The 23,095-nt window shown below is 74.3% G+C and carries 21 protein-coding genes; 8 read left to right on the forward strand and 13 right to left on the reverse strand.

Annotated features, from left to right (window positions below):
- The first annotated feature begins 45 nt into the window (after positions 1-45).
- Positions 46-798 carry a flavodoxin family protein gene (locus tag J3473_RS09680; RefSeq protein WP_207022895.1) on the forward strand — a complete coding sequence of 251 codons (753 nt, stop codon included), beginning with the start codon at positions 46-48 and terminating at the stop codon, positions 796-798.
- Positions 799-854: 56 nt separating this feature from the next.
- On the forward strand, positions 855-1,952 hold the full coding sequence (locus J3473_RS09685) for a GNAT family N-acetyltransferase (RefSeq protein ID WP_207022896.1): 1,098 nt from the start codon (positions 855-857) through the stop codon (positions 1,950-1,952).
- On the opposite strand, the gene J3473_RS09690 is transcribed toward J3473_RS09685, so the two are convergent.
- Complete coding sequence (locus J3473_RS09690) at positions 1,945-3,648, reverse strand: formate--tetrahydrofolate ligase (RefSeq protein ID WP_242525796.1); 1,704 nt, start codon at positions 3,646-3,648, stop codon at positions 1,945-1,947. The genes J3473_RS09685 and J3473_RS09690 overlap by 8 nt on opposite strands.
- A 161-nt stretch (positions 3,649-3,809) precedes the next feature.
- Between J3473_RS09690 and J3473_RS09695 the strand changes: the two genes are divergently transcribed.
- A complete protein-coding gene (locus J3473_RS09695; RefSeq protein ID WP_207022898.1) occupies positions 3,810-6,083 on the forward strand; it encodes an ATP-dependent DNA helicase in 2,274 nt (757 codons plus the stop codon).
- A 6-nt stretch (positions 6,084-6,089) separates the two neighbouring features.
- Here J3473_RS09695 and J3473_RS09700 read toward each other — a convergent pair whose 3' ends face one another.
- Positions 6,090-6,653: an AAA family ATPase gene (locus J3473_RS09700; protein WP_207022899.1), complete on the reverse strand. Its 564-nt coding sequence runs from the start codon at positions 6,651-6,653 to the stop codon at positions 6,090-6,092.
- Positions 6,654-6,718: 65 nt separating this feature from the next.
- Here J3473_RS09700 and holA point away from each other — a divergent pair, with 65 nt between their 5' ends.
- Positions 6,719-7,714, forward strand: coding sequence for a DNA polymerase III subunit delta (gene holA, locus J3473_RS09705; RefSeq protein WP_207022900.1), 996 nt, complete (start codon positions 6,719-6,721; stop codon positions 7,712-7,714).
- A gap of 199 nt (positions 7,715-7,913) precedes the next feature.
- Positions 7,914-8,174, forward strand: a complete 261-nt coding sequence (rpsT, locus tag J3473_RS09710; protein WP_207022901.1) for a 30S ribosomal protein S20 — start codon at positions 7,914-7,916, stop codon at positions 8,172-8,174.
- Between the two features lie 73 nt (positions 8,175-8,247).
- Here rpsT and J3473_RS09715 read toward each other — a convergent pair whose 3' ends face one another.
- Together J3473_RS09715 and J3473_RS09720 are read right to left on the reverse strand one after the other, a co-directional pair.
- A complete protein-coding gene (locus J3473_RS09715) occupies positions 8,248-9,099 on the reverse strand; it encodes a lysozyme (protein WP_207022902.1) in 852 nt (283 codons plus the stop codon).
- Between the two features lie 159 nt (positions 9,100-9,258).
- Positions 9,259-9,813 carry a type II toxin-antitoxin system PemK/MazF family toxin gene (locus J3473_RS09720; RefSeq protein WP_207022903.1) on the reverse strand — a complete coding sequence of 185 codons (555 nt, stop codon included), beginning with the start codon at positions 9,811-9,813 and terminating at the stop codon, positions 9,259-9,261.
- A 102-nt stretch (positions 9,814-9,915) separates the two neighbouring features.
- Between J3473_RS09720 and J3473_RS09725 the strand changes: the two genes are divergently transcribed.
- Positions 9,916-10,272, forward strand: a complete 357-nt coding sequence (locus tag J3473_RS09725; protein WP_207022904.1) for a DUF2200 domain-containing protein — start codon at positions 9,916-9,918, stop codon at positions 10,270-10,272.
- 22 nt (positions 10,273-10,294) lie between these two features.
- On the opposite strand, the gene J3473_RS09730 is transcribed toward J3473_RS09725, so the two are convergent.
- Positions 10,295-11,296, reverse strand: coding sequence for a phosphotransferase family protein (locus J3473_RS09730; RefSeq protein WP_207022905.1), 1,002 nt, complete (start codon positions 11,294-11,296; stop codon positions 10,295-10,297).
- A gap of 395 nt (positions 11,297-11,691) precedes the next feature.
- Between J3473_RS09730 and lepA the strand changes: the two genes are divergently transcribed.
- Both lepA and J3473_RS09740 read left to right on the forward strand, forming a co-directional pair.
- Positions 11,692-13,548: a translation elongation factor 4 gene (gene lepA / locus J3473_RS09735; protein WP_030529268.1), complete on the forward strand. Its 1,857-nt coding sequence runs from the start codon at positions 11,692-11,694 to the stop codon at positions 13,546-13,548.
- Complete coding sequence (locus J3473_RS09740) at positions 13,545-14,747, forward strand: MFS transporter (protein WP_207022906.1); 1,203 nt, start codon at positions 13,545-13,547, stop codon at positions 14,745-14,747. The genes lepA and J3473_RS09740 overlap by 4 nt, the downstream gene beginning before the upstream one ends.
- A gap of 115 nt (positions 14,748-14,862) precedes the next feature.
- On the opposite strand, the gene J3473_RS09745 is transcribed toward J3473_RS09740, so the two are convergent.
- The 8 genes from J3473_RS09745 to J3473_RS09780 form a co-directional block, all read right to left on the reverse strand.
- Positions 14,863-16,557, reverse strand: coding sequence for a CopD family protein (locus tag J3473_RS09745; RefSeq protein ID WP_207022907.1), 1,695 nt, complete (start codon positions 16,555-16,557; stop codon positions 14,863-14,865).
- Complete coding sequence (locus J3473_RS09750) at positions 16,554-17,243, reverse strand: copper resistance CopC family protein (protein ID WP_207022908.1); 690 nt, start codon at positions 17,241-17,243, stop codon at positions 16,554-16,556. The genes J3473_RS09745 and J3473_RS09750 overlap by 4 nt, the downstream gene beginning before the upstream one ends.
- The gene (lepB, locus tag J3473_RS09755; RefSeq protein WP_207022910.1) at positions 17,240-17,791 is read right to left on the reverse strand and encodes a signal peptidase I; all 552 of its coding nucleotides are present in this window, start codon (positions 17,789-17,791) and stop codon (positions 17,240-17,242) included. Before lepB ends, J3473_RS09750 begins: the two co-directional genes overlap by 4 nt.
- A gap of 5 nt (positions 17,792-17,796) precedes the next feature.
- Positions 17,797-19,503 (reverse strand): multicopper oxidase family protein, encoded by a 1,707-nt coding sequence (locus tag J3473_RS09760; protein ID WP_207022911.1) that lies wholly within the window; start codon positions 19,501-19,503, stop codon positions 17,797-17,799.
- A 78-nt stretch (positions 19,504-19,581) separates the two neighbouring features.
- Positions 19,582-19,953, reverse strand: coding sequence for a response regulator transcription factor (locus tag J3473_RS09765; RefSeq protein WP_207022913.1), 372 nt, complete (start codon positions 19,951-19,953; stop codon positions 19,582-19,584).
- A gap of 78 nt (positions 19,954-20,031) precedes the next feature.
- Positions 20,032-21,372 carry a sensor histidine kinase gene (locus J3473_RS09770; protein WP_207022915.1) on the reverse strand — a complete coding sequence of 447 codons (1,341 nt, stop codon included), beginning with the start codon at positions 21,370-21,372 and terminating at the stop codon, positions 20,032-20,034.
- Entirely contained in the window at positions 21,359-22,051 is a 693-nt protein-coding gene (locus tag J3473_RS09775; RefSeq protein ID WP_207022916.1) for a response regulator transcription factor, read from the reverse strand. The genes J3473_RS09770 and J3473_RS09775 overlap by 14 nt, the downstream gene beginning before the upstream one ends.
- Positions 22,052-22,121: 70 nt before the next feature.
- Positions 22,122-23,081: a BTAD domain-containing putative transcriptional regulator gene (locus J3473_RS09780; RefSeq protein WP_207022917.1), complete on the reverse strand. Its 960-nt coding sequence runs from the start codon at positions 23,079-23,081 to the stop codon at positions 22,122-22,124.
- Positions 23,082-23,095: the final 14 nt, after the last annotated feature.

Below are 23,095 nucleotides of genomic sequence, written 5' to 3' on the forward strand. Positions count from 1 at the left end.
GGTCGGGCCACTGACAGCGGGGCACGGCGTGGCTACGCTCGGCCCATGCTGCCGGAGAGCGTGCAACGGTTCGTCGACGCCGAGATCGCCGCGAACGAGACCGACTTCTCGGACCTGCGGGCGGTGTACCTCAACGGCACGCTCAAGCGCAGTCCCGAGCCGAGCCACACCGACGGCCTGCTCGCCGTCAGCCGTCACGTCCTCGAGGGGGTCGGGGCCCGGGTCGACGTGGTGCGCACGGTCGACCACGTCATCCCGCCGGGTGTGCAGCCGGACATGCGCGAGCACGGCTGGGAGCGCGACGACTTCCCCGACATCTACCGCGAGCTGGTGGAGCCGGCGGACATCGTCGTGCTGGCCACGCCGATCTGGCTCGGCGACCAGTCCTCGCAGACCCGGCTGACGATCGAGCGGCTCTACGGCTGGTCGGGCGATCTCAACCCGCGGGGCCAGTGGTCGTACTACGGCAAGGTCGGCGGGGTCGTCATCACGGGGAACGAGGACGGCGGCAAGCACTGCGCCGCCCAGATGCTCTACGCGCTCTCGCACATCGGCTTCACGATCCCGCCCCAGGCCGACGCGTACTGGAACGGGGAGGCCGGGCCGGGGCCGTCCTACCTCGACGACGGACGGGGAGCGCTCAACCACTGGACGACGCGCAACACGGTGTTCGCGGCCTGGAACATGCTCCACACCGCGCGCCGGCTCAAGGACGCCGGTGGCCTGCCGGCGCACGGGAACGTGACGACCAACTGGGACCTCGGGTCGCCGGACCACCCCAACCCCGAGTACCGCTGACCCGTCCCGACCCACCGACGGCTGCTGTTGCGAATAGTTTGCAATAGGGTGCCCGGGTGACGACCGCCCGCACCCTGCTCACCGACCGCCTGCGGCTGCGACCGCTCACGCCGGACGACCGCGACCTCTGGGTGCGGCTGCACACCGACCCCGAGCAGTACCCGTTCGCGCCGTGGGCCGTGGCCCGCACCACCGACGAGGCTTCGGAGAAGCTCGACCTCGCCCTCGCGCACTGGGTCGAGCACGGCTTCGGGTACGGCGTCGTCGAGGACCGGGGCTCGGGGGAGGCGCTGGGCGTCGCGGGGGTCATCCACGGCGGCGAGCGGCGCCACCTCAACCTCTACTACCGCTTCGACCGTCCGCACCACGGGCGCGGGCTCGGACCCGAGGCGGCGCGGGCCGTGGTGGCGGACGCGCTCGAGCACGGCCCCGCCCTGCCGCTCGTCGCCACCGCCCGGCCGGAGCACCTCGCGTCCACCCGCACCGCCGAACGGGCCGGCCTGACGCACGTCGGCGCCGCCGACGAGGGCGCTCACCTGCCCGGGGTGCCGCCGGAGGTCGTCGCGCGCGCCCGGGCCGCCGACCCCGCCGACGTGCCCGCGCCGGTCGTGCTCGTCGCGCCGTCCGTCCACGTCCACCGGGCACCCTTCGACCCGGGGGTCCGCGCCGAGGTGCTCGACCTCTGGTGCACCGTCAACGACGCCGGCGGCGCGGTGGGCTTCCTGCCCGGCGCGGCCCGCGGACGGGTGGCCGAGGCGCTCGCGGCGCACGAGGACTCGATGGCCGACGGCCGTGCCGTGGCGGTGCTGCTGAGGGACCCGGCCGGGGCCCTCGTCGCGCTCGGCTGGTGGGTGGAGGGCCCGAACCCGCTGCTCGCGCACCGGCGGACGGCCTACCGCGTGATGTCGCACCCGGAGCGGCGCGGCCGCAACCTCGGCCGACTGCTCATGGCCGCGCTGCACCGGGTGGCTCGCGCGGACGGCGCCGAGGTCGTCGAGCTCGGGGTCCGCGGCGGCACCGGCGTCGACGCGTTCTACGCCGGCCTGGGGTACGAGGAGGTCGGCCGGCTGCCCGGGGGCATCCGGGTGGCGCCGGGGGACGACCGCGACGACGTGTGGATGGCCCGCCGGCTCGACGGGCGCCGGCTCAGCTGAGGCCGACGATCCGCCCGTCGTCGTCGACGTCGATGTGCTCGCTCGCCGGCACCTTCGGCAGCCCCGGCATCGTCATGATCTCGCCGGTGACGAGGACGACGAAGCCCGCGCCGGCGGCCAGCCGCACCTCGCGGACCGAGACCGTGTGGCCCTCGGGGGCGCCGCGCAGCGTCGGGTCGGTCGAGAACGAGCTCTGCGTCTTCGCCATGCAGATCGGCAGGTGGCCGTAGCCCTCGGCCTCGATGGCCGCGAGCCGCTTGGCCGCCTTCGGCTCGAAGACGACGTCGGCCGCGCCGTAGACCTTCGTCGCGACGGCGCGGGCCTTCTCGGCCAGCGGCACGTCGTCGGGGTAGACCAGCTGCATGTCGGCCGTCCCGCCCTCGATGACCTCGAGGACGCCGCGGGCCAGGGCCTGGGCGCCCACCGCGCCCTCGGCGTAGTGCGTGGCCTCGTAGGCCCGGAAGCCCTCGGCCTCGACGAGGCGCAGGACCTCGGCGACCTCGGCGTCGGTGTCGGTCGGGAAGCGGTTGAGCGCGACGACGGCCGGCATCCCGTAGACGTCGCGGACGTTGCGCAGGTGACGGCGCAGGTTGGCCATTCCGGCGGTGACGGCCTCGACCGACTCGGGCCCGAGGTCGGCGACGGCGACGCCGCCGTGGTACTTGAGGGCGCGGACGGTGGCGACGACGACGACCGCCGACGGGCGCAGGCCCGAAGTGCGGCACTTGATGTCGACGAACTTCTCGGCGCCGAGGTCCGCCCCGAACCCCGCCTCCGTCACGACGTAGTCGGCGAGCCTGAGCGCGGTGCGCGTCGCCATCACCGAGTTGCAGCCGTGTGCGATGTTGGCGAACGGCCCGCCGTGGATCATCGCGGGCGTGTGCTCGAGCGTCTGGACGAGGTTGGGCGCCAAGGCATCCCGCAGGATGACGGTCATCGCGCCGTGCACCTTGAGGTCGCGGGCGTGCACGGGCTGCTTGTCGCGGGTGTAGCCGACGACGATGCGCCCGAGCCGTTCGCGCAGGTCGGCGACGGAGGTCGCGAGGCAGAGGATCGCCATCACCTCGGACGCGACGACGATGTCGAAGCCGTCCTCGCGCGGCACGCCGTTGGCGACGCCGCCGAGCCCGACGACGACGTCGCGCAGGGCGCGGTCGTTGAGGTCGACGACGCGCTTCCAGGTGATGGTGCGCGGGTCGATGCCGAGCGCGTTGCCGTGGTGGAGGTGGTTGTCGAGGACCGCTGAGAGCAGGTTGTTCGCGGCGGCGATGGCCGCGAAGTCGCCCGTGAAGTTGAGGTTGATGTCGGTCATCGGGACGACCTGGGCGTAGCCGCCGCCGGCCGCGCCGCCCTTGATCCCGAAGACCGGTCCCATCGAGGGCTCGCGCAGGGCGACCATCGCGTTCTCGCCGAGCGAGGCGAGGGCGTCCGCGAGGCCGACCGACGTCGTCGTCTTGCCCTCGCCCGCGGGCGTCGGGGAGATCGCCGTGACGAGGACGAGGCGGCCCTCGGGACGGTCCACGAGGGAGTTGACGAAGCCGAGCGAGACCTTGGCCTTCGTGTGCCCGTAGGGGACGAGGTGCTCGGGGTCGATGCCGAGCTTCTCGCGCGCCAGCTCCGCGATCGGGGTGAGCTCGGCGGCCTCGGCGATCTCGATGTCGGGCGGGACGGGACGGGTCTGCGCACTCGTGGTCACGGGCGCCATCGTGGCACCCGGCGGGCCGCGCGACAAGACAAGCGACGCGCTGTTCGCAACGCGCCGCGCGATACGCAACACCAGGTGAAGGCTCCCGCCCGGATGACGCTACCGGGGGACGGCCGCCGGGGCGCGTCGGGCCGACCGCCTAGGCTGCTCGGGTGCCCGACCTCGACGACCTCCTCCACGCCGCCGTCGGGGGCGTCGGCGGCACCGAGCGCCCCGGCCAGGTCGAGATGGCGCACGCGGTGGCCCGGGCCGTCGAGACCGGCGAGCACCTGCTCGTCCAGGCCGGCACCGGCACCGGCAAGTCCCTCGCCTACCTCGTGCCCGCCGTCCAGCACGCGATGGCGACGGGGAGGACCGCCGTCGTCGCCACGGCGACGCTCGCCCTCCAGGCGCAGATCGTCGACCGCGACATGCCGCGCCTCGCCGAGTCGCTGACACCCGTGCTCGGCCGCCGCCCGACCTACGCGCTCGTCAAGGGCCGGCGCAACTACGTGTGCCTGCACAAGCTCGAGGGCGGCTTCCCGGACGACGACGCCGACAGCCTGCTCGCGGTCGGCGACGTCGACCGCGCCGCCTCTCGCCTCGGGGCCGAGGTGGTGCGCCTGCGCGACTGGGCCGAGGTCACCGAGTCCGGCGACCGCGACGAGCTCGTTCCGGGGGTCTCCGAGCGCGCCTGGCGGCAGGTGTCGGTCAGCGCCGAGGAGTGCCTCGGGTCGCGCTGCCCGATGGTCGCCGAGTGCTTCGTCGAGCGATCCCGCGAGGCCGCGCGCGACGTCGACGTCATCGTCACCAACCACTCGTTCATGGCCATCGACGCCTTCGAGGGCCGCCAGATGCTGCCCGAGCACGACGTCCTCGTCGTCGACGAGGGCCACGAGCTCGTCGACCGCGTCACCTCGACCATCACCGACGAGCTGACCCCCGGGTCGGTGCGGGCCGCCTCGAAGCGCGCCGGGCGTCAGGCCGACTCCGCCGAGGCGCTCGACGACGCCGCCGCGCTCCTCGAGTCCGTCCTCGAGCCGATGCCCGAGGGGCGGCTCACCGCGGTGCCCGACTCGCTCGCGCTGGCGCTCGGACGCATCCGCGACGTCGCCCGCCAGGCGCAGACCGAGCTCAAGCCGCAGCAGGGCGAGGAGGTCGACGGCGCCAAGCAGGTCGCGCGCGCCGCCGTCGAGGACCTCTTCGAGACGGCCGCCCGGATGCTCGAGGAGCGCGAGCTCGACGTCGTCTGGCTCTCCAAGGACCCCCGCCGAGGTCCGGTGCTGCGGGTCGCGCCAATGAGCGTCGCGATGCTGGTGCGCGACAAGGTCTTCGAGGACCGGACGGTCGTCATCACCTCCGCCACACTGGAGCTCGGTGGCACCTTCGACGCCGTCGCCGGCACCATCGGCCTGCGCGGCGAGGGCGCCCCGCGCTGGCGCGGCCTCGACGTCGGCAGTCCGTTCGACTACCCGAAGCAGGGCATCGCCTACGTCGCGAAGCACCTGCCGCCCCCGGGGCGCGACGGCACGGCGCCGCAGACCTTCGACGAGATCGAGGCGCTGGTCCGCGCCGCGAACGGACGCACCCTGGGCCTCTTCTCGTCGATGCGCGCCGCGCGCGAGGCCACCGAGGAGATGCGGAACCGGCTGGAGGACACCGACATCGTCATCCTCTGCCAGGGCGAGGACCAGATCTCGACCCTGGTGCGCGAGTTCGCCCGCGACGTGCGCACCTGCCTCTTCGGCACGCTGTCGCTCTGGCAGGGCGTCGACGTGCCGGGGTCGTCGTGCCAGCTGGTCATCATCGACCGCGTGCCGTTCCCGCGCCCCGACGACCCGCTCGCGTCGGCGCGCTCGCAGGCCATCGCCCGGATGGGCGGCAACGGGTTCATGGCCGTCTCCGCCACGCACGCCGCGCTGCGGCTCGCGCAGGGCGCGGGCCGGCTCATCCGCCGTGGCGACGACCGCGGGGTGGTCGCCTTCCTCGACTCACGGATGATGACCGCGCGCTATGCCGGCTTCCTCCAGCGCTCGCTCCCGCCCTTCTGGCCCACGGCCGACCGCGAGATGGTCCTCGGGGCGCTGCGGCGCCTCGACGAGATCGCGCCCCCGCCGCTGCCGGTCCTGGAGCCGACCCGGCGCGGGCTGACCGGCGCCGTCGCCGGCACGTCGATGGCGGCCGCCGCCCCGGTCGCCGGGGTCACCGAGGCCGACGAGCGGCCGGTCGCCGACGCCCCACCGCCCCCGCCGTCCTCGCGCACCGCCGTCACCGAGGGCCACGCGTGGACCGCGCAGGAGGACGAGGAGCTGCGTGACGGCGTCGAGCTCGGACTCTCGCTCGGCGAGCTCGCCGAGTCGATGGAGCTGCCGCCGTCCGCGGTCGAGGCGCGGCTGACCGGCCTGGGCCTCGAGGCCGGGAAGGGCCCGACCCTCACCTTCGACTGACCACCGTCAGTCACTCGGCGAGGGTTCGAGCGCGGACAGCCACGTCTCCGTCGCCTGCGGGTCGGTGAAGCGCAGCACGGGTGGGCCGTCGGGGGCGGCGCACATCATCGCGACCTGCTGCTGCCTCTTGTGGAAGGAGCGGTGGTGCCACGCGAGGATCGAGTCGCGCGAGAAGGTCTGTCGCCACGACTCGACGTTGCCGCCGCAGATCTCCTCGCGGTCGACGAGCCGCCGCGCCGTGCGCCGGAGCAGGCGGCCCAGCGAGACCCGGCGCCGGTAGTCGAGCGCGACGACGAGGTCCGTGCGCTCGAGCACGAGGTCGCGGGTGGCGCTCCACAGGGAGTCCATGACCCACGCAGGACCCTCGACGTGGGGGCGCACGGCACCGACCTGCGCGGCCGGGCCGAGCTGCACCCATCCGGGACGCCACATGAGGTCGTCCGTCGCGACGCGGGGGACCCCTGTGGCGGCCGCCAGCCGGGCGGCGAAGGTCGACTTGCCCGACCCGGTCACACCGACGACGACCACCCGGCGGTGGCGGGCAGGGTCGAAGGGGGCGTCGAGGAGCACCGGGGGATCGTAGGACGACTCGGGGGTGGACGCGCGGCGTCGGCGCCGGGTGGCAGAGTGGCGGCATGACCGAGGACGTCGTCGCCGTCGCGCACCGCGTGCCGCCCTTCGTGCTCGTCTCGGGGCCCGAGGGCATCCTCGCCGAGCGCGCCGTCGCGCAGACCCTCGACGACCTCCGCGTCACGAGCCCGGACCTCGAGGTCATCCGGGTGTACGCGGCGTCCTACCAGCCGGGTGAGCTCGTCCTCCACACGAGTCCGTCGCTCTTCGGTGGCGCCAAGTGCGTCGTCGTCCACGACCTCGACGAGGCCCCGGACGAGCTCCAGGCCGACCTGCTCGCCGTCCTCGCCGCACCGGCCGAGCCCGACCTCACGCTCGTCGTGATGCACAAGAGCGGCCAGCGCGGAAAGAAGGTGCTCGACGCGCTGCGCGGTGCCGGCGCCCGGGTGCTCGACGCCCCCGCGGTCAAGACCGACCGCGACAAGACCGACTTCGCGACGCACGAGTTCCGGCGCGCGCGGCGCAAGGCGACCCCCGAGGCCGTCCACGCGCTCGTCGAGGCCGTCGGCAAGGACGTCCGCGAGCTCGCCGCCGCCTGCCAGCAGCTCGTCGACGACACCACCGGCGTCATCGACGAGCAGGTCGTCCTCACCTACCACGGCGGCAAGGTCGAGGCCACGGGCTTCCGGGTCGCCGACGCCGCGCTCGCGGGCGACCCCGGCGAGGCGCTACGGCTGCTGCGCCACGCCATCGCCGTCGGGGTCGACCCCGTCCCGATCGTCGCGGTGCTCGCCCAGCAGGTGCGCCAGCTCATCAAGGTCGGGTCGGCGGGCCGGGGGCGCCCGGCCGACATCGCCCGCGACGTCGGGATGGCGCCGTGGCAGGTGGACCGCGCCAAGCGGACGCTCTCGGGCTGGACCGCGGAGGGGCTCGCGACCTCGCTCCAGGCGCTCGCGGCGGCCGACGCCGAGGTCAAGGGCGGCGGCCGCGACCCCGTCTACGCCGTCGAGCGCGCGGTGCTGACCATCACCGGGCAGCACGGTCGGCACCGCGAGGGCTGACCACGCGTCACCCTCTCGCCCGCCCGTTTTGGCGGGGGTGCGGGCCGCTGGTACCTTTGTCGACTGCGTGCGCGTGTGGTCGCGCGCGCACGAGCACCACCCAGCGCGAGTCAACCACGGGTGCCCCACGCCCGGTCCCGACCCGCGACTGCCGCCCTCTAACGGCAACCGATTCCTCGACCGAAGGCACGATTTCACAGTGGCGAACATCAAGTCCCAGCTCAAGCGCATCAAGACGAACCGTCTCGCGACCGAGCGCAACAAGGCCGTCAAGAGCGAGTTCAAGACGGCCATCCGTCGCTTCCGCGAGGCGGCCGACTCCGGCAACGCCGAGCAGGCGCGCGAGGCGCTCAAGGTCGCGTCGACCAAGCTCGACAAGGCCGTGAGCAAGGGCGTCATCCACAAGAACCAGGCCGCGAACAAGAAGTCCGCGATGGCCAAGCGGGCCGCCTCGCTCTGAGCGGAGCAGCCCACGCCCAAGGGCCCGTCACCGAACCGGTGACGGGCCCTCGGGCGTTCGCGGGGGACCCGGGTCAGCCGAGGGCTAGCCGGCGCAGCCCGGCGAGGTCGCCGTTGAAGCGGTCCTGGTCGAGCGGGCTGTCGGTCCACTGCCAGAACGTGTAGTAGCCCCAGCCGGCCGGCAGCGTGCCGACACTCGTGCTGTACCGCGCGACCCACAGGGGGTTGGTCGTCGCGAAGGCGGTGCTGCCGCCGGTGCACTGGGTCCACCAGCTCGTCGCCGTGTAGATGACCGCGTCGCGGCCGGTCCGTGCCTTGTACCGAGTCGTGAAGTCGCGGATCCACGAGACCATCCCGCTCTGGCTCTTGCCGTAGCAGGTCGCGCCGTAGGGGTTGAACTCGATGTCGAGCACCCCGGGGAGCGTGCGCCCGTCGGCGCTCCAGCCGCCGCCGTGGTCGACGAACCAGTCGGCCTGCGCCGCACCGGAGGAGGAGTCGGGCAGGGCGAAGTGGTAGGAGCCCCGGATCATCCCGACGTCGTACGAGCCGGTGTACTGCGCGCTGAAGGTGGGGCTGCGGTAGGTCGTACCCTCGGTCGCCTTGACGTAGGCGAACTTCGTCCCCTTGGCCCACCACGACGCCCAGTCGACGGTGCCCTGCCACTTCGAGACGTCGATGCCGGGGGTCTGGGTGACGGCGGTGCGGGACGGCGCTGCGTCCGGGGCCACGCGCCGGGTGTCGCGGGCGGCAGACCATCCCATGAAGGCGTCGCCGGTCCGGTCGATGCCGACCGCGCGGGCCTGCGCGGTCGGGTGCGGTACGGGGGCGGCCTGCGCCGGGAGGGCGGCGACGAGGCCCGCGAGGGCGGTGGCCCCGGCGGCGAGGGCCGCGAGGCCGCTGCGTCGGGTCGTGCGGTGTGGTCGCATCGGTGGGTCTCCTGCGTCGGGGCTGGGGGAGCGCCTCGACGCTAGGACGGTGCGGGTCCGGACCGGGTCTGCCGGAGGTAAGGAGTTCCGCCCATCAGGTCAAGAGCGTGGAAATCTTCCGCTCCTGGCCAACGGGTGGGACGTTGCGCTCGCGACGGGTCAGCGGTTCGCGCGGACGGCGGCCGCGACCTCGAGGAAGCGGTCGCGGTCGAGGACCGCGCCCTCGCGGCGGACCGCGGCCGGGTCGACCCGCAGGACGCGGTTGACGCGCACCTCGCTCGGACGGCCCTGCCGGTCCCAGGCGCCGGTGCCGATGTCGACCCAGCGCCGCCCGGCCCGGCGCTCCTGCTCCTCGTCGCGGTCGTGGTCCTTGCTCGTCAGCTGGAGGCCGAGCAGCCAGTCGGCGTCGTGGCCGACGAGGAGGACCGGGCGGTCCTTGCCCTGCGTGTGGTCCTCCTCGTAGGGCACCCACGTCCAGACGATCTCGCCGGGGTCGGGGCGGCCGTCGGGGCGTGGCGCGTAGACCGGGTCGAGCGGGCCCGTGTAGTCGCCCGGGTAACCGCCGGTCGGCCGGGTCGGTGCCGGCGGGCCGGAGCGCGGGGAGCGCTCCCTCGGAGTGGGGCCGTCCGCGCGGGGTGCACGCCGTGAGCCACCGCGCAGCAGCTCGCGCAGTGCGCCGTCGAGGACCGGGCGGAGGATGCGCTGCCACTGCATGGGCCCGACCCTAGCCGCGGACGGTGACGCGGCGGCCGAGGTCTCCTAGGCTCCGTAGAGAGCGGCCGTCGGGGCGCCGGCCCACGACGTGGAGGAGGACCCGTGACGGGACACCGCATCTTCGGGACGCCGTTCGCGAGCATCTACCCGCACTACGTCGCCAAGGCCGAGCGCAAGGGACACACGCGCGCCGAGGTCGACGAGGTCATCCACTGGCTGACCGGCTACGACGAGGCCGGGCTGCGCCGGGCGCTCGAGGACGAGCGCGACCTCGAGACCTTCTTCGACCGGGCTCCGGCCTTCACGCCGCACGCCGGTCTCATCACCGGCACGATCTGCGGCCACCGGGTCCAGGAGATCGAGGACCCCCTGATGCAGCGCATCCGCTACCTCGACCTGCTCGTCGACGAGGTCGCGCGCGGCAAGAAGATGTCGTCGATCAAGCGAGGCAGCGCCTGACCCCTCCCGCGTCGGGAGCCGCTCAGCCGGTCAGGGACCAGCCACGACGGTGCGCGAGCAGGCGGGTCGTGGTGTCGGAGAAGAAGAGTGCGTGCCCCCGCAGGGCCTCCGTGCAGCCGGGGGGCGGGGGCGCGTCGAGGTCCTCGAGCATGAAGCCGACGAGGAAGGCCAGCACCGCGTCGACGTCGTCGTCGGCGGCGTCCTCGAGCAGGGGGGAGCGCTCGAGGTCCGTGAGGTCGATGCCGTGGTGGTGCATGAGCGGCCAGAGCGTGACGAGGTCGAACCAGGCGGGACCGACGGCGGCCTGGTTCCAGTCGACGACGCGCATCCGGCCGTCCGGCTCGCGCAGGAGGTTGTCCGGGCGCAGGTCGAGGTGCGTCAGCGCGTCGCCGTGGACGGCGTCGAGGACCCGCGAGGCCAGTCGCACCATCTCGGCGGTCGCGGCCCGGTCGGGCACGGCGTGGCCGCGCGGCCAGGGTTGCGAGCCCTCCGCGAGGCGGCGCAGCGCGGGGACCGACGCGGTGGCGCCGGCGAGCTCGTCGCGGACGGTCGCCAGCCCGAGGCCCTGCACGACGGGCGCGGGCGTGGCCGCGATCTCCCGGCAGGCGTCGTACGCCGCCGCCACGTCCTGCGGCGTCCAGGGGTCGCCCGGTCGGGTGCCCTCGACGAGGTCGAGCACGAGGACCCGCCAGCCGCCGCCGGACTCGACGTCGACCCGGCCCAGCATCCGTGGGGTGCAGGCCAGCCCGACGAGCCCCGGCAGCAGCTCCGACTCCCGGCGCAGGGCGCGCAGCACGTGCGGGGTCGAGGGGCCCGCCGCCTTGACGAACACCGTCCGGCCGTCGGCCAGCTCGACGGCACCGGCGAAGGCGCCGCCGAACCCCGAGCCCACCGGGACGTGCGCCCCGGCGACGGCGCTGCCGGCCACCGCGGTCACCGCGTCGGAGACCGCGGCCGGCAGGGTGTCGAAGGCCGGTCGCCGGCTCGTGCGGCCGTAGTCGACCTCGGGCACCGGGGGAGTCATCCGCCCACCGTGCCACGCGCCGTGTGCGGGCACGACCGGGTTCACCGAGCCGTGCCGCGGTGGTCTCGCCGTGCCGGGGTGCCACGCCAGGGCGGCCGGGCGAGGTCGGGGCGGCGGGGCGAGGTCGTGGTGCACGTGCCGTGCCGCGGTGGTCTCGCCGTGCCGGGGTGCCACGATAGGGCGGCCGGGCGAGGTCGGGGCGGCGAGGTGACGTCCGGGCTGCGAGGTGACGTCGGGGCGGCGGGGCGAGGTCGTGGTGCACGTGCCGTGCCGCGATTGTCTCGCCGTGCCGATGGTGTCGCGGCGGGTCGCCCGTCGCGTTCGGACCTGTCCGCCCGGCGTGGGAGACTGGGCGCACCGCCCGCTCGCCCCCGACCGCAAGGAACCGCGCACCCGTGTCACCCCGCGCCCGCACCGTGCTGCCGCCGCACGCGACACCGCCGGAGGCGATCCGCAACTTCTGCATCATCGCCCACATCGACCACGGCAAGTCGACCCTCGCCGACCGGATGCTCCAGATCACCGGTGTCGTCGACGACCGGGCGATGCGCGCGCAGTACCTCGACCGGATGGACATCGAGCGCGAGCGCGGCATCACGATCAAGAGCCAGGCCGTCCGGATGCCCTGGGAGGTCGACGGCGCGAGCCACGTGCTCAACATGATCGACACCCCGGGCCACGTCGACTTCACCTACGAGGTCTCGCGCAGCCTCGCCGCGTGCGAAGGGGCCGTCCTGCTCGTCGACGCCGCGCAGGGCATCGAGGCGCAGACGCTCGCGAACCTCTACCTCGCGATGGAGAACGACCTCACGATCATCCCGGTCCTCAACAAGATCGACCTGCCGGCCGCCCAGCCGGAGAAGTACGCCGAGGAGCTCGCCGGCCTCATCGGGTGCGAGCCCGAGGACTGCTTCCAGGTGTCGGGCAAGACCGGCGTGGGCGTCGAGCCGCTGCTCGACGCGATCGTCGCGCAGATCCCGGCGCCGACCGGTGACGCCGACGCGCCCGCCCGCGCGATGATCTTCGACTCCGTCTACGACACCTACCGCGGCGTCGTCACGTACGTCCGGGTCGTCGACGGCAACCTCAACCCGCGCGAGCGCATCGCGATGATGTCGACCAAGGCCACGCACGAGCTGCTCGAGATCGGCGTCATCAGCCCGGAGCCGGTGCCCGGCAAGGGCCTCGGCGTCGGCGAGGTCGGCTACCTCATCACCGGTGTCAAGGACGTACGCCAGTCCAAGGTCGGCGACACCGTGACCAACGCGGCCAAGCCCGCGACGAAGGCCGTCGGCGGCTACCGCGACCCCAAGCCGATGGTGTTCTCGGGCCTCTTCCCGCTCGACGGCTCGGACTACCCCGACCTGCGCGACGCCCTCGACAAGCTCAAGCTCAACGACGCCGCGCTCGTCTACGAGCCCGAGACCTCCGTCGCGCTCGGCTTCGGCTTCCGCTGCGGCTTCCTCGGCCTGCTCCACCTCGAGATCGTGCGCGAGCGGCTCGAGCGCGAGTTCAACCTCGAGCTCATCTCGACCCAGCCCAACGTCGTCTACGACGTGACGATGGACGACGGCACCGAGGTCGTCGTCACCAACCCGAGCGAGTTCCCCGGCGGCAAGATCGCCGAGGTCCGCGAGCCGAAGGTCCGCACGACCGTCCTCGCGCCGAGCGAGTTCATCGGCGCGATCATGGAGCTCTGCCAGGGCAAGCGCGGGACGCTGCTCGGGATGGACTACCTCTCCGAGGACCGCGTCGAGATGCGCTACACGCTGCCGCTCGCCGAGGTGGTGTTCGACTTCTTCGACCAGCTGAAGTCGCGCACCCGCGGGTACGCGAGCCTCGACTACGAGCCCGACGGCGACCAGGCCGCCGACCTCGTCAAGGTCGACATCCTGCTCCAGGGCGAGACGGTCGACGCGTTCTCGGCGATCGTCCACAAGGACAAGGCGTACTCGTACGGCCTGATGATGGCCGGCAAGCTCAAGGACCTCATCCCGCGCCAGCAGTTCGAGGTGCCGATCCAGGCGGCCATCGGCGCTCGCGTCATCGCCCGCGAGAACATCCGCGCCATCCGCAAGGACGTCCTCGCCAAGTGCTACGGCGGTGACATCAGCCGCAAGCGCAAGCTCCTCGAGAAGCAGAAGGCCGGCAAGAAGCGGATGAAGAACATCGGCTCGGTCGAGGTGCCGCCGGAGGCCTTCATCGCCGCGCTGACGTCCGACGGCGCCGGGGCCCAGGCCACCAAGAAGTGACGCCCGTCGCGCGCTCCGGCTTCCTCGCCGGGCACCGACGTTCACTCCTCGTCCCCTCCGCGGCGCTGCTGTGGGGCACGCAGTTCGCGTTCCTCAACCCGGCGATCGGCATCATCCTCGTCTCGCTGTACGGGGCGTCGGCGGGGGAGGTGGGGCTGGCCCTGGCCGCCTACAACGTCAGCGGCTTCGTCTCGACGCTCGTCGTGCCGACGCGGGCCGACCGGCGCGGCGACTACCTGCGGCCGCTGCTGTGGTGCGGTGGCTTCACGATCGCGCTGACGACCGCGCTGGCGCTCGCGACGACCCTGCCGCTGGCGGTGCTCGCCCTCGTGGCGCTCGGCGGACCCGCCGGCATCGCCATCGGCCTGCTCTTCGCCTACCAGCGGCACACCGGCGCGAGCGTGCAGCAGATCATGCGCACGCGCGCGGTGTTCTCGTTCGCGTGGGTCGGCGGCCCGCCGTTCGCCGCGTTCCTCATGGGTGTGCTCGGCCAGCGCTCGGTGCTGTGGGTCGTCGCGGCGCTGGGCGTCCTCGGCCTCGCGCTGACGCGGGTGATGATGCACGCGCACGCCACGTCGCCGCACGCGAACGCGGCTCCGCCACAAGGGGAGCCGATGGGCGTCGCGCTGCGGCGGCCCGAGGTGCTCGTCCTGCTCGGCACCTTCGTCGCGCTCGGTGCCGCGCTCAACGCCGCGGTCTCGTCGCTGCCGCTGCTCGTCACCGGCGAGCTCGGGCTCGACGTCGAGTGGAGCGGCATCGCGCTGGGGACGTGCGCCGCCCTCGAGATCCCGATCCTCGTCCTGCTCGGGCGCATCACGGCGCGCTTCGGCCCGCGGCGCGTCGTCGCCGTCGGCTGCCTGGCCGGGCTCGTCTACTACGCGGCGATGACGCTCGCGGCGTCGCCGGTCGTGCTCGTCGCCGGCCAGCTGCCCAACGCGGTGTTCATCGCGACGATGTCCGGGGTGGGGCTGACGCTCTTCCAGGACGTCGTCGGCCGGCCGGGGCTCGCGTCGTCGCTCTTCATGAACACGACGCGCGTCGGGGCCATCGTCGCGGGGCCGGTCATCGCGTTCGGTGGCTCGAGCGCGCTGGGGTACTCCGGGGTCTTCCTCGGCTGCGGGCTGCTCGTCCTCGTCGGGATGGTGGTCCTCGTGACGCCGCGCCTGACCCGGGCCGCCACCGCCCGTCGCGCCGCCTGAGCCCGGTGCCGGGGCCGCGACACCCCGGTTCGTCCACGAGACCCCGGTTCGGAACCGGGGTCTCGTGGACATTTCGGGGTGCCCCCGAAATGTCGAGGCGGGAGGGGCGGGTGGGTCAGGGGGTGCGCTCGCCGATGCCGGTGCCGCGCACCGGGTCGGCCCAGTCGAGGGGGAGGTCGGCGAACCACTGGGGCGCGAACGCGTCGGGGCGGGTCAGGAGCACGAGGAGCACCACGACACCGAGCACGACGAGCAGGCCCGCGGCCCAGCGCCGGTCGCCACGCTCCCGCAGCAGCGCCGCGGGCAGGCCGGCCAGGGCCGCGCCCGCGACGAGGGCCGTGCCGACGGACTCCCGGGCCAGCGAGACCCCGAGCAGCGGGCTGCCGAGCACGACCCCGACGAGGAGGACGACCGGCAGCACGGCGTCGACGGGGCTGCGCGTGCCGCGTGGGAGGGCCCCGGGGAGCAGGTGGTGGGCCGCGCGGACGAGGAGCGGTGGGACGAGGAGCGCGGCGGCGACGAGCCGGAGGCCGTGCACGGTGAGCAGCGCGCTGCCGTAGGCGCCCGGACCGCCGAGCAGCAGCCACGCCAGGACGCCCGAGGCGGCCAGGCCCGCGGCGAGGCCGCGCACGGCCGCCCGCGGGTCGACGCCCGGCCGGCTGACGGCGAGCACGACGACGAGGACGAGCAGGGCCACCGCGACGACGCCGGTCGCGGACGCGCGGGGCTCGATCAGGAGGTGCCACGGAGTCGGGGCGGGCAGCGCCCGGTCGACGGTCGTGACGCCGCCGTGCGGGAGGGCCACGACGTCGGGTCGGGTCGGGGTCGGAGTGCGCCCCAGGGCGACCGCGGCCCCGAGGGCGGCGCCCATCAGGGCGGTCTCGACGCCGGCGAGCCGCCACCAGACCCGGCTCGACCCACGACGCAGGGCCGGGATGCTCGCGCGGCGGTGGGCCGCGCCGAGCGCGAGGAGGACGACGAGCAGCGCGGCCTTCGCCAGGACGAGAGCGCCGTAGGTCGTCCGCCACGCCTCGGCGACGGCCCCGAGGCGCCACCACGCCGAGAGCAGACCGCTCACCGTCACGAGGACGGCGGCGACGAGCGCGAGCCCCGAGAACCGGCCGACGGCGTCGGCGAGCGCGGGGGCGCGCCCGACCAGCGCCAGGCCCACCAGCCCGCCGACCCACAGCACGGCGGCGACGACGTGCACGGCGGTGCCGACGCTGACGGGGACGTGCAGCTCGGAGGTCGCGACGTGGCCGGACAAGGAGGTCGGGAGGACCGCGAGGACGGCGACGCCGAGCAGCGCCAGCGTCTCGGCGGGGGAGCGGACGAGCCGGCTGCCGCCGGCGACGACGGCGGCGAGGGCCGCCGTGACCATGAGGGCGCGGCCGCCCTCGAGGCTCGGCACGAAGGCCCAGACCCGTGCGGCCGTGAACGCCCCGGGCAGCGGGACGGCGAGGGCCTCGGCGGCCGCGGCGATCATCCCGAGGAGGCAGGCCACGACCCACGCCCACGCGGCGACCCGGACCGCGCGCAGCACCCGCACCGGGGCAGGGGCGGCGCGCAGCAGCCAGGCGGGGACGAGGAGCCCGCCGACGACGACGACCGCGCAGACCCGCGCCGTGAGCCGGGCGCCGGTCGCGAGGAGCGGCACGCCCGGTCCGGCGTCGGGCAGCGCCGAGGCAGGAGCCGCCACCGGGGTCGTGAGCGTGAGCACGACGAGGGCTGTCGCGGCGCCGAGCACCGCGGCCGCCACGACCGCGCGGCCGGGGGAGACGACCCGCAGGGGGAGGCCGGGGGCGGTCACGACGGCCTCCGTGCGGAGGCCCGGCGGCGCAGGACGGCGGGCCCGGCGGCGCCGAGCGCCACGAGCGCGGCGAGCAACGCCCAGGCGAGCAGCGGGCCCCCAGTGGTCGGTGTCGTGCCCGCACCCGCCCCGGCCGCTCCCTCGACGGCGGCGAGCGCGTCCTCGGCCGCGCCCACCGGTGCCACCGGGGCGGCGCCGGAGGGGGTGGTCGTTGGGGCCGCCGCGGCCCCGGACGCGGTGGCGTCCGGTGACGGGAGGACGGTCGGCGACGGGTCGCTGGTCGGGGAGGGGCTCGCCGGGGCAGCGACCTCGAACCGCAGCGTGCCGGAGACGGGGTGCCCGTCGTCGGCCACGACGCGCCAGGTGAGCCGGTAGCGGCCCGCCGCGGCCGGCTCGGCGAGGGTCATCCGCACCGTCGCCCCCCGGACCGTGGGCGCCCGCAGGGAGGTGCGGCCCCCCGGGCCGCTGAGGGCGCCCACGGCGGTACCGGGGACGACGGGGTCGGCGAAGCGGAGGACGAGGGTGGTCGGCGACCGGCGGAGGGTGCTGCCGTCGGCCGGGGTGCTGCTCTCCAGGCCGGTGTGCGCGGCCGCCGGCGTCGCCGTGACCACGGCGAGCCCGAGCAGGAGCAGCACCCCGGCCAGCAGGCGCGGCACGCGACGCCGGCCGGGCGTCCGCGGCGTCACGGGGTGCCTCCGAGGGAGCCGAGCGGCCAGACGGTCGCGACGACCCGCCCGTGCAGGGCGGTGACGGCGACCGGGCCGAAGGTGCGCGAGTCCCGGGCGTCCGGTCGGTGGTCGGCGAGCACGACGACGTGGTCGGCCGGCACCCGCCCGAGCTCGGCGTACACCGAGTCGACGTCACCGGGGTCGACCCACGGCTCCTCGACGGGGACCCCGTCGACGGTCAGCACGCCGTCGAGGATCGCGACGTCCTCGCCGGCGACGGCGGCGACCCGCTTGACGAGCAGACCGCTGCCGTCCGGCGCGTCGAGGAGGACGACGTCGCCCCGGTGGTAGCCGCGCAGCAGCGGACCGACGTGGTCGACGAGGACGTGCGAGCCGGTGTGCAGCGTGGGCTCCATGCTGGCCGTCGGCACGAGCACGGGCTCGAGCGCGAACCGCCCGACGAGGAGCACGAGCGCCAGCACGAGCGCGAGGTCGACGAGCCGGCCGCGGCGCCGGACGGCGGCCGGCGCGGTGGCCGGCCGCGCCGGCGGGGCGGTCGTGGCCACGGTGCTCACCACGCCGGGTCGGCCGTGATCGGGTCGCACTCGGGGTCGTGGTCCGGGTCGCCGACGCTGAACTGCATCATCATGTCGTGGTCCTCGTGGACCAGGTTGTGGCAGTGCATCATGTAGCGCCCCTTGGGCACCTGCCAGCCCTCGCCGGCCGAGGGGCCGGAGAAGCGCATCGCCACCCGCACCGTCTCGTTCTCGCCGACGTACACGACGTCCTTGGCGCCCTTCTCGTGGGGACGCACGAGGCTCGCCTGGCCGTTGCGCGAGAGCACCTGGAAGTCGACGAGGTGGATGTGCACCGGGTGGAACCAGCCGCCCGAGGTGTTCGCGAGCTCCCAGATCTCCACTGCGCCCTGCTCCGGCTCGGCCATGCAGTGCGTGTAGTCGCTGTCGACCACGTCCTGCCAGGTCTCGCCGTTGATCGTCCAGTGGCCGTTCGCGCGGATGAACGCGAAGCGCCGCTGGGGGACGCCCTGCGCCACCAGGTCGGCCTCGGTCCAGGTCATGCATTCCTCGGGCGCGACCGCCGAGTTCCACAGGGTCGGCACGGAGTTGTTCTCCGTGCTCTGCACCGAGGACTCGGGACCGACGACGAACTGCATCGCGTACAGGGCCGTGGCCTCGGCGACGTTGTTCTTCGGGCCGAGGTTCTTCAGCGTCAGCTTCGCCGCGGCCTTGCCCGGCTTCTGCGCGTAGGGCGCGAAGTCGATGACCACCTCGTAGCGCTCGGCCATGCCGTGCCGCAGCGAGGAGACGACCTGGGGCTGGGGCATCAGCCCGGCGTCGGTGCCGATGACCGTCATCGGCACGGCGCTCCTGCCGTCGTGCAGCTGCCACTCGTAGGAGCGCGACACGGACGCGTTGAGGATGCGGAAGCGGTACTTGCGCGGCTCGACCTGCATCGCCGGCCAGGGCACGCCGTTGACGAGGACGATGTCGCCGTAGGCGCCCGACTCGCTGTTGTCCTCGTAGATCAGGCCGCCCTTGGTGTCGAGCATGACGTCCTTGACGATCATGGGGACGTCGTAGCGGCCCTGCGGGATGCCGAGCGAGAGCTCCACCTCGTCGTGGAGCACGTACATGCCGGCGAGGCCGTTGTACGCGTTCTGCGAGGTGTGGTGCACGCCGTGGTCGTGGTACCAGAGCGTGCGCGCCTCCTGGGAGTTCGGGTAGACGTAGCGCTTGGTCCGGCCGGGGAGCGTGACGTCCGAGGCGTAGCCGTCGTACTGCGGCAGCGAGGCCGACCCGTGGAGGTGCGTCGAGGTCCAGCGGTCGAGGGGGTCGCTGGAGTACCGGGACGGCACGGCTGCGTTCGGGGCGCTCGCGGGCGGCTGGTGCAGCAGGTTCGTCTGGTGCACGACGATCGGGCGACCGCGCCGGTTGACGATGGTCGGGCCCGGCGTGACGCCGTTGTAGCCGAAGAACGGCGTCTTGTAGCCGGGCATGATCGACGCGACCGAGAAGGTCTGGGCGATCTCGTAGAAGTCGTAGGCGCGCATCTGCCCGTCCGAGCAGGCGACCTCCTGCGACCCGGTCGGCGAGAGGACCGGCGGCACGACGAACGGCAGGGTGAACGGCTTCACCATCTTGCTCTTCGGCATCCGGTTGACGATGGTGGCGCCGAACGCCGTGCGTTCCAGCGGGAGGGCCGCGAGGGCTCCTCCGACGACACCGAGCTTGAGTGCATCACGACGGGTGATTCCCATGGAAAGTTCCCTGCCTCGTCCACGGATCCTGATGGGGCCGGACGGCCCCGGTTCGAGGATGGGCGAGGCGCCTTGGGGTCACCTTGGGGTCGGCGCGGCCCCCCGGACGGCGAGGAGCAGCTCCTCGACCTCCTCGTCCTTGCCGACGCAGCGGTCGGCTCCTGCGGCGACGGCCGCGCGGTGGGTCGCGGCCCGCCCGTCGCTCGTCAGCACGACGAGCCGGGTGGCCGGTCGCACCCGGCGGATCTCGGCGAGGGCCCAGAGCCCTCCGCGGCCGGGCATCGACAGGTCCATGAGGACGACGTCGGGATGCTCGTGGCCGGCGAGCGCGACGGCGTCCTCGCCCGTCGTCGCCATCCCGACGAGCTCGAGGTCCGGCTCGGCGTCGACGAGCGCGCGCACGCCCAGGCGGATGCCCTCGTGGTCGTCGGCGAGGACCATGCGGATCATCGGTCCTCCCGGACAGGGTGTGGGGGACGGTGTGACGGAACGCAGTCTGCGGCAGGTCGCTTGGGGAAACCCTGTGGCTCAGGCGCCGGCCGGCAGGTCGGCGGGGACGAGCGCTCTCAGGAGGGTACCGCCGCCCTCACGGGGTGCCACCTCGAGCGACCCGCCGAGGTCCTCGAGGTGGGTCGCGAGCAGGCGCAGGCCGACGTGCCCCTCCTGCGCGACGCCCTCGGGGATGCCCCGACCGTCGTCGGCGACGGTGACCCGCACCTGGCGGTCCACGGTCATCACGTCGACCCACGCGTTGGCCGCGTCGGCGTGCGTCGCGACGTTGCGCAGCGCCTCCTGCACGACGCGGTAACAGACGCGGGCGACGTCGATCGACCACTCCGCGCGCCCGGGCATGTCGAGCCAGACCTCGGGTCCCGCGCGGCGGGTCCGTTCGGCGAGGTCCTCGACCGCGTCCCGGAAGGCCGTCCCCTCGAGGCCCGGCGGGTGGATGTCGACGAGCAGCGAGCGCAGGGCCTCGACGTCGCGCCCGAGGATCTCGCGCGCCTGCTCGAGGGTGTCCCGTGCCCCCGCCGCCTCCGGGGCGTCCGACACGTGGGCGGCCACGACGGGGAGGGCGTAGCGCAGCCCGGCGAGGTCCTGGACGACGCCGTCGTGGAGGTCCCGGGCGATCCGCAGGCGCTCGCGGTGCGTCGTGAGCACGGTCTGCCGCAGCAGGCGGATGCGCTGCAGCTCACCGCGTTCCACCCGCCGGGCGAGGGAGATCGCGAGCGGCATGACGGCGACCTGGAAGAGCAGCAGTCCGCCGAGCGCGACCGGCAGGATCGCGCGGAGGATCTCCTGCTCGCGGGCCCGCATCTCGCCCGTCGAGTAGTACGCCTCGAAGACGAGGTCCTTGCCGTCCGCGTCCTGCGCTCCCGCGTACACCTCCAGCAGCTCGCGCTCGGCGCGCTCGGAGACGTTCTCGGCCTTGTCGAGGCTCGAGAGCTCGGCGACCGTGTGGTCGGTCCCGACGAGGTTGCCGACCGTGGGCTCGAGCTCGTAGGTCCGTCCGATGAGCGGGGTCTCGTCGGACCAGAGGATCCGGCCCTCCGGTGTCCAGAGCTTGACGTGCCGGATCGACCCGACCTCCATGCTCCGCCGCAGCACCGCACCGAGGCTGGCCATCGCTCCGGGATCCTGCTCGCGCACCCGCTCGTCGACGAGGGGAGCCGCGACGGTGCCGGCCAGGGTCGCCCCGCGCAGCTGGGCCTCGGCGAGGGCCGAGTCCTCGGCGATGCGACGACAGACCCAGACCGCACCGGTCCCGAGCACCAGCAGGGTGACGACGCTGAGGACGACGAAGCGCTGGACCGCGGTCCGGACGACGGCGCGGCTGGGCCGCGGGGCGGTCCCGCCGTCAGGCGCGGTCACGGATCATCCCGCGCCGACGGGCCACGGCGACGGCCTCCAGCTGTGAGTGGGCGTCGAGCTTGGTGAGGAGCGCGGCGACGTAGCCGCGCGAGGTGTGGCGCGAAATGCCGAGGCGGCGGGCGATCGAGGCCGGGTCGAGGCCGTCGGCGAGGAGGTGCAGGACCTCGTCCTCCCGGGCCGTCAGGCGCACCGTCTCCTGCGGCGGGGCGGCGGCGCCCTGCAGCTCGAGCAGGCGACGCAGCAGGGCGGGGTGCACCCGGAACCCGCTGTCGCGGGTGTCGCGCAGCGCCTCCAGGAGGTCCTCGAGCGTGCCGTCCTTCGGCAGCAGGGCGCTTGCGCCGGCCGTCATGGCGCGCTGGAGGAGCGACTGCGTGGCGAAGGCGGTGAGCACGACGACGCGCAGGTCCGGGAGGTGGGCCAGCAGCGCCGTCGTGGCCTCGAGACCGTCGCCCTCGCCGATCTGCACGTCCATGACGACCGCGTCCGGGACGAGCGCGCGGGTGCGGGAGAGCGCCTCGTCGACGGTGTGTGCCGCGCCGAGCCACTCGAGGTCCGGCTCGGCGTCGATGGCCCGACCGAGGAGGTCGGTGAAGGTGCGGTGGTCGTCGACGACGAGGACACGCCGCACCGACGGGGCCTGCGCCCGTGCCGGCCCGTCCGTGGGCCCCCTGCTGCTCACGCGAACAGTGTGGACCGTCGGCGGCGCGCTGTCTGTAGTTCCTCGGGTGGTGACATCCGGTCGGCTGATCTCACAGTAGGGCGAGTGCACTGGTCGCGACCCGCCCGAGGGCCCGGTCGACCGGTGCGGGGTCGAGTCCCGGCACGCGCCCGAGCGTCTCGCGCAGGAGCTCGAGCAGCGCGGCGATCTCCGTCCGCGACGGGGTCTCGGTGACCGCGTCGCCGGAGCCGGCGAGGAGGCGCAGGTAGCCCGCCCGCGCCTCGGCACCGGGCTCCACCCCCAGCTCGTCGACGAGGCGACGCCGCAGGTCGAGGTAGCAGCGCAGGGCCTCCGCCCGGCGGCCGGCGGCCTCGAGAGCGGCCATCCGCACCGTGGCGGCGCGCTCGTCGAACGGCGCCAGGTCGGCGGCCCGCGCCGAGAGCTCGGTCGCGGCCGCGACGTCGCCGCCGTCGAGGGCGCGCCCCGCCACGACGGCGCAGGCCTCGGCGAGGCGCGTCGTCACGACGTCCCGCTCCCGGTCGGCCCACGCGGAGCGGGACTCGGAGGCCAGGAGCGGGGACCGCGCGAGGGCGAGGGCCTCCCGGACCATCCGGACGGCGTCCGGTGTCGTGGACCCGGCCGACCGGGCGAGGAGCGAGAGGCACTCCGAGCGGTCGACGACGACGCGCGTGGTGTCGAGGCGGTACCCGGCCGACGTGGTCCGGACGACCGAGTCGCGCCCGGCGCCCGGCGTACCGATGGCCCGCCGGACGACGCAGACGTAGCTCTCGAGTGTGGCGACGGCCGACGCGGGGGCCTGGTCGCCCCAGAGCAGCTCGACGAGCCGGTCCTTGGTGACCGGCGCGCCGTCCGCGACGGCGAGGAGCTCGAGCACCTGACGGGGCTTGGCCCCGCCGAGGGCCGGTCCGCTGACCGTGCGGCCGTCGACGATGACGGTCGTCGTGCCGAACAGCGTGATCTCGTGGGTGGTGGTGGTGGTGGTGGTGGTGGTGGTGGTGGTGGTGGTGGTGGTGGACGTGCTCTCGTGCATGGTGGAACCCCCTG

The organism is Phycicoccus sp. DTK01, from assembly GCF_017312765.1.
In the GTDB taxonomy this organism is placed as follows: domain Bacteria; phylum Actinomycetota; class Actinomycetes; order Actinomycetales; family Dermatophilaceae; genus Phycicoccus; species Phycicoccus jejuensis.

Coding starts and splice junctions, on each gene's coding strand:
- J3473_RS09680 (WP_207022895.1), top strand. CDS start 46: ATGCTGCCGGAGAGCGTGCAACGGTTCGTCGACGCCGAGATCGCCGCG.
- holA (WP_207022900.1), top strand. CDS start 6,719: ATGACCGAGGACGTCGTCGCCGTCGCGCACCGCGTGCCGCCCTTCGTG.
- J3473_RS09715 (WP_207022902.1), bottom strand. CDS start 9,099: ATGCGACCACACCGCACGACCCGACGCAGCGGCCTCGCGGCCCTCGCC.
- J3473_RS09720 (WP_207022903.1), bottom strand. CDS start 9,813: ATGCAGTGGCAGCGCATCCTCCGCCCGGTCCTCGACGGCGCACTGCGC.
- J3473_RS09730 (WP_207022905.1), bottom strand. CDS start 11,296: ATGACTCCCCCGGTGCCCGAGGTCGACTACGGCCGCACGAGCCGGCGA.
- J3473_RS09760 (WP_207022911.1), bottom strand. CDS start 19,503: ATGGGAATCACCCGTCGTGATGCACTCAAGCTCGGTGTCGTCGGAGGA.
- J3473_RS09765 (WP_207022913.1), bottom strand. CDS start 19,953: ATGATCCGCATGGTCCTCGCCGACGACCACGAGGGCATCCGCCTGGGC.
- J3473_RS09780 (WP_207022917.1), bottom strand. CDS start 23,081: ATGCACGAGAGCACGTCCACCACCACCACCACCACCACCACCACCACC.